General features: G+C 46.7%; 15 protein-coding genes. 2 read left to right on the plus strand and 13 right to left on the minus strand.

Annotated features, from left to right (window positions below):
- Positions 1–142 precede the first annotated feature (142 nt).
- The 5 genes from FHS17_RS21930 to FHS17_RS21950 all read right to left on the minus strand — a co-directional run bounded on the left by FHS17_RS21930 (position 143) and on the right by FHS17_RS21950 (position 5381).
- Positions 143–655 (minus strand): acyl-CoA thioesterase, encoded by a 513-nt coding sequence (locus FHS17_RS21930; protein WP_167280606.1) that lies wholly within the window; start codon positions 653–655, stop codon positions 143–145.
- A gap of 37 nt (positions 656–692) precedes the next feature.
- Positions 693–2096, minus strand: coding sequence for an 8-oxoguanine deaminase (locus FHS17_RS21935; RefSeq protein ID WP_167280607.1), 1404 nt, complete (start codon positions 2094–2096; stop codon positions 693–695).
- Positions 2093–3052 (minus strand): nucleoside hydrolase, encoded by a 960-nt coding sequence (locus tag FHS17_RS21940; protein ID WP_167280608.1) that lies wholly within the window; start codon positions 3050–3052, stop codon positions 2093–2095. The genes FHS17_RS21935 and FHS17_RS21940 overlap by 4 nt, the downstream gene beginning before the upstream one ends.
- A gap of 185 nt (positions 3053–3237) precedes the next feature.
- Positions 3238–4518, minus strand: coding sequence for a D-alanyl-D-alanine carboxypeptidase family protein (locus FHS17_RS21945; protein ID WP_167280609.1), 1281 nt, complete (start codon positions 4516–4518; stop codon positions 3238–3240).
- Between the two features lie 14 nt (positions 4519–4532).
- Positions 4533–5381, minus strand: coding sequence for an HAD family hydrolase (locus tag FHS17_RS21950; protein ID WP_167280610.1), 849 nt, complete (start codon positions 5379–5381; stop codon positions 4533–4535).
- 122 nt (positions 5382–5503) lie between these two features.
- On the opposite strand from FHS17_RS21950, the gene FHS17_RS21955 reads away from it, so the two are divergent.
- Together FHS17_RS21955 and FHS17_RS21960 are read left to right on the plus strand one after the other, a co-directional pair.
- Entirely contained in the window at positions 5504–5812 is a 309-nt protein-coding gene (locus FHS17_RS21955) for a hypothetical protein (protein WP_167280611.1), read from the plus strand.
- Positions 5813–5956: 144 nt separating this feature from the next.
- Positions 5957–6604: a metal-dependent hydrolase gene (locus tag FHS17_RS21960; RefSeq protein ID WP_167280612.1), complete on the plus strand. Its 648-nt coding sequence runs from the start codon at positions 5957–5959 to the stop codon at positions 6602–6604.
- A gap of 71 nt (positions 6605–6675) precedes the next feature.
- Here FHS17_RS21960 and FHS17_RS21965 read toward each other — a convergent pair whose 3' ends face one another.
- The 8 genes from FHS17_RS21965 to add all read right to left on the minus strand — a co-directional run bounded on the left by FHS17_RS21965 (position 6676) and on the right by add (position 11284).
- Entirely contained in the window at positions 6676–6948 is a 273-nt protein-coding gene (locus FHS17_RS21965; protein WP_167280613.1) for a HesB/YadR/YfhF family protein, read from the minus strand.
- Between the two features lie 14 nt (positions 6949–6962).
- Positions 6963–7148, minus strand: coding sequence for a hypothetical protein (locus tag FHS17_RS21970; protein WP_167280614.1), 186 nt, complete (start codon positions 7146–7148; stop codon positions 6963–6965).
- A 24-nt stretch (positions 7149–7172) separates the two neighbouring features.
- Positions 7173–7949 (minus strand): metallophosphoesterase, encoded by a 777-nt coding sequence (locus FHS17_RS21975; RefSeq protein ID WP_167280615.1) that lies wholly within the window; start codon positions 7947–7949, stop codon positions 7173–7175.
- 13 nt (positions 7950–7962) lie between these two features.
- Positions 7963–8469, minus strand: coding sequence for a YfcE family phosphodiesterase (locus tag FHS17_RS21980; protein ID WP_167280616.1), 507 nt, complete (start codon positions 8467–8469; stop codon positions 7963–7965).
- A 36-nt stretch (positions 8470–8505) separates the two neighbouring features.
- A complete protein-coding gene (locus FHS17_RS21985; RefSeq protein ID WP_167280617.1) occupies positions 8506–8874 on the minus strand; it encodes a metalloregulator ArsR/SmtB family transcription factor in 369 nt (122 codons plus the stop codon).
- An 89-nt stretch (positions 8875–8963) separates the two neighbouring features.
- On the minus strand, positions 8964–9635 hold the full coding sequence (locus FHS17_RS21990; protein WP_167280618.1) for a ThuA domain-containing protein: 672 nt from the start codon (positions 9633–9635) through the stop codon (positions 8964–8966).
- Between the two features lie 24 nt (positions 9636–9659).
- Positions 9660–10115 carry a VOC family protein gene (locus FHS17_RS21995; protein WP_167280619.1) on the minus strand — a complete coding sequence of 152 codons (456 nt, stop codon included), beginning with the start codon at positions 10113–10115 and terminating at the stop codon, positions 9660–9662.
- 125 nt (positions 10116–10240) lie between these two features.
- On the minus strand, positions 10241–11284 hold the full coding sequence (add, locus tag FHS17_RS22000) for an adenosine deaminase (protein WP_167280620.1): 1044 nt from the start codon (positions 11282–11284) through the stop codon (positions 10241–10243).
- Positions 11285–11454 lie beyond the last annotated feature (170 nt).

The raw sequence follows: 11454 nt of genomic DNA on the forward strand, positions 1-11454 counted from the left end.
TGGTGCCCTCGTATGAATGGAAAAAGAGCCGTATATATAGTAATTGGAGTATGTATCGCCATGGCCATCTTCGTTTATTGCTGTATCCAATATGTAGTTAATGCGCAATCAAGCTGATTGCGCATTTTTTGTTGCGGCTTTATTAATCCCAAGGATGGGAAACCGTTAAATAATCAGCAAATTTCTTACTTTCCTCACGACGGATCCGTCGCATCTCTGCGCGGTGAGGCGCTGTCTCATGCAGCTTAATTTCTTCTTCCGATTCCGGAATAACCTGCGGCACCGGAACGGGCCGATTATCCTGATCAAGGGCAACAAAAGTTAGGAACGAAGTTGCTGCCACTACGCGCTCTCCGCTTAACAAATCTTCTTTAATGACCTTAACAAATACTTCTACGGAAGTTCGGCCAGTCCAAGTCACGAAGGACACCAGACACACCGAATCCGAAGGCCGGATCGGGGACAAGAAATCGACGGAGTCGGTTGAAGCCGTAACAACCGTTTTCCGGCAGTGCTTGGTTGCTGCAATTGAGGCAATATCATCAATATAAGCCATCAGCTTACCGCCGAATAAAGTATTGTGATTGTTCACATCCGTAGGAAAAATCCTTGCTGTCTTATAACATCTGGATGCGCGAGAATAACGTTCTTCCATGTGACCCACCCTTTTCTAATATTGTATATGTAGTATGCTATCCTCTATATTTTCTATAATCTATTCCAAGTCGCAGAGAGGCTGAATTGACAAGTCGGTCTGCAGCAAGCTGTGTACGGAAGGCAAGCTGTTCCTCATCGATACCGACCAGCCTTCCATCCTCAACGACTACACGGCCGCCAACAATCGTCATATCGGCTTGTGTAGCCCCAACCGTTAAAGGCAGCGCTGCATCATCGAATAAAGCGCCTGCAAACCCCAACTTTCTCGAATCAAGCATAAATAAATCTGCTGCTTTTCCTACCTCAAGGGAACCGATATCATTCTCCCAGCCAAGCACACGTGCCGAACCGCGAGTAGCAAGAGATAAAGTCTCATTGGTTGTAAGGCCACGCCTCTGCAATTCATGCTTATGAAGCAAATAGGCCATCCGCAGATCCCACAGCATATTAGAAGCATCATTGGATGCCGAACCGTCAACACCAATCCCAACCTTTACGCCTGCATCAAGCAGCTTACGGATTGGTATGGCGCCTGAGGACAGCTTCATATTGCTGGATGGACAATGGGCTACGCCGCAGCCGCAAGCTCCCATACGATGAATCTCGCTGTCATTAAACCATATGCCATGTGCATACCAGACATCATCCCCAACCCAGCCTGTCTGCTCCATATATTCAAGTGGTCGAACGCCTAGCTTCTCGAGGCAGAATTGCTCTTCATCCATCGTCTCCGCGAGATGGGTATGCATTCTAACCCCGTAACACCGCGCAAGTTCCGAAGATTCCTTCAGCAAGTCTCGGGAAACAGAGAACGGCGAGCACGGCGCTACACCAACACGCAGCATGGAGAAACGATCCGCATTATGATATCGCTCGATAACGCGCTGGGTATCGCGCAAGATAACCGATTCGGTCTGGGTCACTTCATCAGGCGGCAAGCCGCCTTTGGATCGGCCAAGACTCATCGAGCCTCTTGTCGGGAAGAACCGCATACCAAGCTCAGAAGCTGCCCGAATCTCTTCGTCCAGCAAGTGCTCGGAAACCCCATTTGGGAAAACATAAAAGTGATCCGATGACGTTGTACAACCACTCTTGAGCAGCTCTCCAAGCCCTGTCATAGCACTCAGGTAGACATCCTCCGGCTCCAGATGGCGCCAAATCTCATATAACGTCAGGAGCCAGTCAAATAACGAGCAGTCCTGCGCCAGCGGAATGTTCCGGGTTAGGGTTTGATACAAGTGATGATGCGTATTAATTAGGCCCGGATAAACAATTTTATGCTTGGCATCTATAACGCGATCCGCTGTCTCATAAGGCAGATCCTCACCGATTGCGACGATTTCCTGTCCTACAGCATAGAGACTACCATTACGAATGACACGGTTCTCGCCATCCATGGTGACAATGCTGCGGGCATTCTTAATTAGTAATGTACTCATGGTTGTAAGAACACGGACAGCATTTGCCGCAATGCACGATCCTCCTCCACATCTAAGCAGAATGTAATCTCACGTCCAACCTTCGGATTCACTCTTCGATCTGTAATGATCATACCAGCCGTATGTCCTTGTCCGCAGTCAATGTCAGCATGCAATTCACGTGTAGTTACGAGAGATGGATTTACGGCAACTAGTACAGCCAGTGGATCATGCATCGGACATTCGCCAAGGTATTGATTCGATTCCAGATAGAAATCGAAATAACGCTCCAACGCCACATGCAGAAAATCGACAATGGGCTGCTTCTGAGCCGGAGCTAACCGGCGTAATTGATCAAGATGACTGCGAGACAATCGAACTTTCAGCGTAACATCCAGGCCAACGATCGTAAGTGGAACCTCCGAGCGGAACACCTGTGCAGCTGCTTCAGGGTCACCCCATAAATTTGCTTCACTAACCGGTGTAACATTGCCTGGAGCAAAGACAGTACCACCCATTACAACAACCTTCTTAATCTTGCTCGCGATCGCTGGATCTAGTGTCAAAGCCAATGCCAAATTCGTCATTCTGCCTACCGTTACAACGACAAGCTCACCTGGCAATTCGTATGCCTTGCGGACAATAAACTCGGCTGCCGATTCCTTGACAGGCTGCTGCTCAGATGGTGGAATCTCGGCGTCACCAATCCCATTATGTCCGTGTATGTGTGGAACAGGCCCTGCGTATTCTCGTTTCAACGGGCCAGCCGCTCCTGCTGCTACCGGAACTTCATAGCCGCAATTCGCTAGCTTGATAAGCCGAAGCGTGTTCTCCGTAGCTTGTCCTACATCAATATTACCAAAGCCTGTAGTCAATCCTTCGACATGAATGTCTGGTGACAGCAAAGCATACAGAATCGCCAATGCATCGTCGATTCCTGTGTCTACATCAAGTATAATGTGCGTTTTCTCGCTCATCGGCTATTCCTCCTATCCAAATATACCTATATTGTAAACCAATTAGCCAAGCTTTGCTTTTGATTAGGCCAGGATTCGTTCTTATACCTAAAAAATAGCCGTTCTCTTGTGATCAGTGTCTAATTCTTCCGATACAAAAGAGCCAAGACTTATCAAGAAGTCCTGGCTCTTCAGCATTTACATTACTATTTATATTTATAGAATCGTCTTTTTCGCTGCCTTACATACATGATTCGACCAGACATCAGCATGAATACTAACATGATGGACCATGTAATCGTAACCCCCATATGCCAGCCGGATGATTCTGCTCTTTGTTCGCCGGTATTTGTCGTGCCCGTTTTCGTAACTGACGCAATCTGCACTTCCGCCTGATCGGCAAGAGGCACGATTGGCATTAAGGTGGCTACTGATTCTGAAGGTGTATACACCTGTGAGGATTGAACATACGTCGTGCCATTCGAATCCACTGCAAGGACTGGAATCTCACCATCCTTGATCGTCACCCAGAGAGGTGTTGCGCTAATGAACTCCATTTGTTTACCTGTATCCCGAGTTGCGAACGTATGTTTCTCATCGACATCCATATATAAAGTGCTAGTAAAATGAGCAAAACCGTAATCAAGCAGCTTGGTCATATCCTTGTACACACCAGCGTCCGTTGTACCTTTCAGGATGACGCCTATTAGCTCTGTATCCCCGCGTTCAGCCGCTGAGACCAGTGTATAACCTGCAGCTTGGGTAAATCCATTCTTCACGCCAATGGCACCTTCATAGCTGCTCAGCAGCTTATTATGATTTTCAAGTTTGGAGACCCATTCTTGACCAACCCATGGTCTGGATTTAGTCGAGACAACTTGGCGGAATTGCTCATTTTGCATGGCATATTGGGCAATCTTCGCCATATCCCTTGCCGTCGTATATTGATTATCATCAGGCAGACCACTTGGATTCACGAAGTTCGTGTCCCAGGCACCAAGCTTATGAACAAAATCATTCATGCGCTCTGCGAATTGTTCCTTCGTACCGTCAATATGCTCGGCAATCGCAGTTGCGGCATCGTTACCCGAGTTAATTAACATGCCTTCAATGAGATCAAGCATTGGCTTTTGTTCGCCTTCCGCCAGATAGATCCGCGTGCCGTCTTCCCCACGTGCGTTTTTCGACACCGTCACCATATCTGCGGGATCTGATTGCTCTAGAGCGATAATGCCCGTCACAATCTTTGTAATGCTGGCAGGATAGAGGCGTTCTGTTTCATTCTTGGCGACCAATACTGCACCGGATTTAGCATCAATGAGAATAGCTGCTCCTGCATTAGGCAGATCTGGAGGTGGCTCAGCGGATTGTTCCGTTTGATCCGTTTGATCCGTCGTCTGTAAGGAATCTTCCGCATAAACTTGCATGGGTGATAAAAATATGAGAAATACAAACATCATTGCGATCAGGCCTTGAAATGGTCTCATAGCTTCCCTCTTTATCATCTTGTAGTCAAACGCGACCTTTGTTCCGTAATATAGCCGGCTACTGCATCTTCATTACTTGTTCCAATGACGTGATCTGCTAATGCTATGATCCGTTCATGGGCATTTGCAACCGCGACTCGAGTGCCCGCCACTTGAAACATCCCTATATCGTTCAGATTATCGCCGAAAACGGTTACATCATGAACCTCACAGCCAACCAGCTGTGACCACAACCGTACCCCTTCACCTTTATTTGCCAAGGGATGACTGATTTCAAGAAAATAATGATCTCTAATATACGCATCTTTTATGAACTCAATATGAACAAGTCCATTATATAATTGTTCTAACGTTTGTTTGACAGGTTCCAACTCTTCATACAATCCAATGTACGACATAATAAGAATACGATACTTCGCATCTAAATCCAGCCGTTTGCTTTCTTGAAAACGAGGATCATTCGGTCTACTATTATAAAAAGAAAGATCTCCTATCCGATGCAGTTTCTCGTGCAGAACTTTCTCTTGGTCATTCTCATCTAAGGCAAACACAAGTGGTACAAGCTGATGCCTGCGTCCCGCTTCAATAATGCGATTGGAAAGCTCCGCACTTAACCAGTTTCCGCCAAGAACCCGCTTCTCCACCGGATCATAGATCATGGCACCATTGTATATCACAACGGGATACCGCCACGGAATGTCAGAAGTTACCTTAGCTGAACTCGTATAACTCCTTGCCGTCGAATAGCTAAACACAATTCCTGCTCCAATCGCTTCCTTAAGCTGCTCAATCGTATCATCCGACATCGTCTCATCTGAACGAAGCAACGTTCCATCAAGATCTGTTAAATAGTACGATGACATGGAATATTCCCCCATAATTATAGGCTGCTTAATGGATTCCTATCTGTCAAAATTCATATTACAGTCCGTCTTTTATGAATATTTTTTCGTAATTATATTACCTTCTTAAAGGAGAAATAGCAATGAATTCAAAAGAAATGGAACAGATTATCATAGAAAGATATAAACAGGATGAAGATACGATGATCCTTGTGTTCGCGCAATGGTGCGTCAATCATGGTCTAGATGCTGTAGAGCTGTATGCGAGAGCCTATCCGCATCAAGTAAGTAATGGACGGCTGCTCGAAGTGATGACATTAACGGCTCCTAAGGAACAAGCTGGTGATATTGATGATGATACGGTGCTTCAGGTGTTGTCACTATTTGGCAATGAAGAGCTTGCTTTTGTTGTATCAGAAGAGATGGAGCGTCGTCCTAGAAAGAATCGTTAGCATAATAATATCTCTACTCCTCTTGACTAGATCGACATAAAAAGAGTTATGTCAACGAATGTAGAATTATCATCAAATATGCGCTATAATAGCTATGCGAACATATGTTTGATTAATACTGCAAGGTCAGTCATAGGAGGACGAATGAAAGGGACTACTCATCTTACAATTGGTGTTGCGATTGGCGCGGCAGCGGCTGCACACTATCCGTTTACAATCGTTCATGCAGCGACTTATTTAGGAGTTGCAGCATTTTCTGCTTTAAGTGCCGATCTGGATGGCCCAAGTCTGCTCAGCTCGAAAGCCAGCAAGTTATCCAAATGGCTGCATGGTCTTCTGCTTGGTGGAGGCTGGCTGTTAACAGCGGTTACCGCTTATTTGTACATATCCGATCACTATGTTGATATTCCGCTTATCATCGCATGTGCGGCTCTACTGCTGCTTGGTCTGGTCGTCCGAACTGGCGTGATTCGGAACGCGCTTGTAAGCAGTGTTGGTGCTGCCTTGATCTATGGCGGTATTGCGTATAACATGAGCTGGTTAATAGGCTTTGGCGTGTTTGTCGCTTGGGCGCCTTGGCTGAAGCATCGTGGTTTGACACACACGGTGTGGGCGGTCATTGCATGGGGCGCTATCGCCTTGGGGCTGGAGAAGCAGCTTGAGCTTGAAGGCCTCATGCACGTTGCAGTCGCTGGATACTTATCTCATCTGATTGCGGATACACTTACGCCAAGTGGTGTGAAATGGCTGTATCCTATCTACAAGAAGTCAATTAAGCTGCCGTTTCTCTAAGCAGATACAAAGAAAGACGCTTCGCATCCTATTGTTCACTAGGGTGAAGCGTCTTTCTTTGTATCTTAGTATTAACGAAGAAATACGATATTGTCATTGCGGCAGTCGATGGTGAGATCTTTTCCTTCCATGTACCACGCATCATTTTCCTCCATATAGAACATAATACCGTCTTCCACGATCTTAACCGCCGGGTAACGCGCGGTATCCTTCATAATGCCAAAGGAGAAGGCGTCTTCTCCGCCGCCGCTGTACCGGACAAAGATGCGCACGCTATCGTCGTTCTTGAAACCCCATTCTTGTTTGAAAAGTGCCGTTGCGGCAGGAGTAACGCTCATTTTCATATCAGATTCACCTCCTATTCCATAATCTTGATCCATATCGTCCTGCTCCAGCGCACAGAATCGTTAACTTCTAATGAATCCGATGTCTTGGCACGCGGCACGTTGACAAGCTTGCCTTCTACTTCTAACACAACCTGTTGTTCTTCAATACGCATTACGATCCCGATTCTTTCAATCTTGCAATGTTTATCAGGCTCCAACCTTACCCGCTCCCTCAGCAACGATTACAGATGATGAATGGTTACTTCACTACGCATAAGGAATCTCGCATTAGTACCTGTCTGGCTGATTCCCTTCGAAATATAAATCATGCCATTGTCCATCTGATGCATACCTTTATAAATACCTGCTGCAGGAAGCGCGCCTTTCCTCAAATACTTGAATAGGAACGGAAGATGAAACTGCATCCCGTGGAAATGTCCCGCCATCAGATACGTGAATCTCTGCTTAATATGCAATACAACGTTTGGATCATGAGTCAGAACAATTGTTGGCTTAGTCGGATCTGCCTTTGCAAAAGCCTTGTCCGGATCACTCTTCTTACTCGTCCAATCGTCAATGCCAATAAACTGATAATGTCCCGCATCATACATCTCATTATGCAAAAGACGAACGCCTTCCTCTTCAAGCATCTTCGTCAATTGCTGAAGCTTGGCAGGAGCCAAATGATGGTCATGATTCCCATACACAGCGAGCATCGGCACACCAGTTGATGCAAGCTCCTTAATATATCGATGGACCTTAGACAGATAGGGAGCAAGCTCCGTGAAATCTCCCGTTAACACAATATACGAGGGACGCTCTGTCCCTATTAATCGAATTAATCGGCGTGCCGGAATTCTGATGTGCTCGATATGAATATCGCTGATCTGCAGCACTTTAATTCCCGCTCCTGTCTTATAATGCACCTGTTCTACCTTCAGCCACTGAGTGGGCAGGATAAGCAGACAGTAGACTAGAACAATTAGGGCCGCCAGCCCGATCAGAATATAGACGATCATTCTAACCTCCCTATTACACCTTATTATCGTAAAAGATATGCCGAGCCTTTAATTGACCATCGATGATACTCATAATGCCAAATGAATATTGAGGCTGCTTGCGCTTGGCTGTTGGCGAGCCAGGGTTAAACAACAAGATGCCATTCTGCTCCCGCATGAACGGAATATGGGAATGTCCGAACACAATCGCATCCACTTGCTTAAGCGTAAAGGATAGAGCTGCATTTTGCTCTGCTTTCTTGCTGGAGTAAGGAAGATGTCCATGCACAAGACCAATCCGCTTCCCTCCGCAAGTTACGATTTTCTTATAGCCCAGCTTTTTGACGATAACCTCCCCGTCATTATTACCGGCTACCCCCTTCACAGGTGCGTATTTCGATAACTCGCCATATACCGAAGAGCTGGTCCAATCCCCTGCATGGAGAATGAGATCAGCATTGTCCAGCTCCACAATTAGACGCGGCGGAAGAGCCTTCGCCATTCGCGGCATATGGGTGTCAGAGACGACTACAATTTTCACCCTGCTGCACTCCTTTACCTTCCGAGTTCGGATCCCTCAGGAATAATGCTGCACATGCTGGAGCGTCTGAATAAATATTTCCTTTACGTGGTCATCGTCTAATGAATAATAGACGGTCTTGCCGGCTTTGCGGCGCTTCACGATGCGGACATTACGTAAGTAACGTAATTGATGTGAAACCGCAGATTGCGCCATCTCGAGCACTTGGCAAAGATCATGAACACATAGTTCGCGATCAAGCAAGGCATAGATCATCTTCACACGGGTTGGATCACCAAGCGCCTTGAACAACTCCGCCAAATCTATCGCCGTCTTCTCTTCTACCCTGGCATTCACCATACTGTCATCATGCAGATCCGTGCCCAGACAGGAATCGTCACATTGGTCTTCGATCATTTTTTCCACTTGGAGCACCACCTTATGTACATATCGACATTATAGCAGAAAAAGAAGAAGCTCCTCTATACAAGGAGCTTAAGCGTCTTTATGAATGTTTATGCCCGTGCGCACCAGCGTACACAAGCTTCAAGCAATTGTTTCATCTCCGGTAAGATCAGCGTATGAAGATTATGGGCCGGTGTCAGGCAGCACACTCTTCCTTTCCCATAGGGATGAGACCATCCGCCAATCGATTCGCCATCTTCCGAGGAGGTGCGCATGAATACATTTGTACTTGCTTCTTCACAGTGGACGAAATAATGCTCTTCCTTCGACTCGAAGCTAATCGCTGGATCGATGGCGAAATGCTCAGAACCGTCTGCTGTTGCGCTTGGTGCGGCTGTGAACCGTACAAGCTTTTGATCGGGATGGTATTTGAAATAGCCCCTGGTCATTGATATGTAAGCGCCGTCCTCCGGATAGGATGCAAGGCCGGAATGCCAGGATAACCAGCCTCCTCCTTCATACACATATTGAAGCATTGCCTGTTCTGTATCTGCATCAAGCCAGTGAATAGGACGCTCATCAGCCGGATTGATTTTATCGTCTTTGAAGAGGATGACCGCATCAGGCTTATCTTGAAGGGCTTTGGCAAGCCGATCTACCGTTGTATAGGTCAGGCTTACCTTACCACTATTCAGCCATGAAGCTAGACTTTGCTCGAGCCCGTCTGCTATATCCGTCTCCGGATGATAGTAGTCTCCGATAACCGCCAATAGTTTGTGCATAAGCTGTTTAGCTCCTTCCTGTTGTTATCTATCGTTTTCTAGCAGCTCCACCAATATCTTAAGCTGAGGAACGGAATCCAAATAAGCATAACGCCCGCCTGTGTATTCGCCCTTCTGCTGCAGCTTCATTCCTTTCCCTTCCATGATTGCGATCTTCTCTTTCATGCCTTCTATAACAAACGCGATATGATGAGGACCTTCGCCATGCTCATTCAGATGATTGCGCCAAGTGCTCGGATGGGAATCAGGCTCAATAAGCTCCAATTGAACGGAATCCATATTGAAAAAAGCCAGCTTCGCACGTGCCTGCGATGGCTCGCCGAGGTACTCAGTCTGCGCCTTATCCGGTGTATCCGTCCAGAACCATTCTGGGGTGTCTACGCCAAAGAAATCGGCATAGGCTTTGCTTACGGCTTCGATATCATGCACAAGAATTCCGATTTGGGTAATCATTTTGTTTCCAATTGCTGATTGGCTCATCGTTAGAACACCCTTTCTTTTCTTCACGCTGAAGGTTGGCAGGTAACCTATGATAACGTTCCCACACTACTCGGATAGGTTCGCCATCCATTCCGATATCCCTGCCTTCCCGCGCAAAAATAAGACTAGAGTGATAGATCAAGTTGGTTCAGGGCACTCTGTACAGCCTCTTTCAGCTCTTCCTTTTCCTCGCCTAACAGAAAGGCTGCTTCCGCACTGTTCATAGCGAGCTGTGCAAGCTCCTTCAGCGTAAAGCCGCAATGCTCTGCCAGCATTTCATATTCAAGGTTCATCGTAGTGCCTGATACGGTCATGTTGTCCGTATTTACCGTAACGATAACGCCTTGCTCCATGAAGGAGCGGATCGGGTAAGTATCCCAGCCGGATACGGCCTTCGTCTGAATATTGCTTACAGGACACATCTCCAGCGGCGTTCTAGTTGCCTTTACTAATTCTATGACCGTGGGATCTTCCGTAATACGAACACCATGACCAATTCGCCGCGCACCAAGTCTAGTGATCGATTCACGTACATTATCCGAACCGCCGGCTTCCCCTGCGTGAATGGTAATTGGCAGCTCGTAAGAGCTTGCAAGCCCGAATACTGAACGATGAATCTGCGGCGGGAATCCCGCTTCGTCACCTGCCAGATCAACGGCCACTACTCCTTGATCGTAATACTCTTTTGCAGCCTCGATTACCTCAAGATTCTTCTCGACGGAATCATGCCGCATGCAGATTACAATGACCCTTGCTTTGATACCGAACAAATGTTCTCCAGCCCGTAATCCGGCAATCGTATGACGTATGGCGTCACTTGCAGTCAGTCCTTCGAGCGTATGAAGCATCGGGGCAAAACGTACTTCTACATATAAACAGTGTGCTTCTGCCGCTTGTTGAACGACCTCTTGCGCAATACGCTCAAGGGCTTCAGCCGTCTGCATAAATGGCAGCACAAAATCAAACTTACTCAAATATTCCACCAGACTAGTACAGTTCTCATCTATTTGCATCCAAGGTGTTAAATCACCTTCTGCTCCTACAGGCAGTGCTTTCCCTTGTGCCTCAGCAAGCTCACGAATCGTATCCGGCTTCACACTGCCGTCCAAATGCACATGCAGATCGATCTTGGGCAGTCGTTTAATTTGTTCCAGCAAAGCTTGATTCATGATGTAACACCTTCCTTCCAGGTCGATTATTCAATAGGTCGATAGCAGAAACGGCATCTCCCTTCTAAGCGTTAGCCGAAGGTGGATACCGTTTCAAACCGTTTCAAATATAAGAAAGTATATGTTTTGCTCAATACAGGGCTTATATTTCACACGCGAAACGTATGCTG

It is taken from the genome of Paenibacillus lupini (assembly GCF_011761355.1).
GTDB classification, from domain to species: domain Bacteria; phylum Bacillota; class Bacilli; order Paenibacillales; family Paenibacillaceae; genus Pristimantibacillus; species Pristimantibacillus lupini.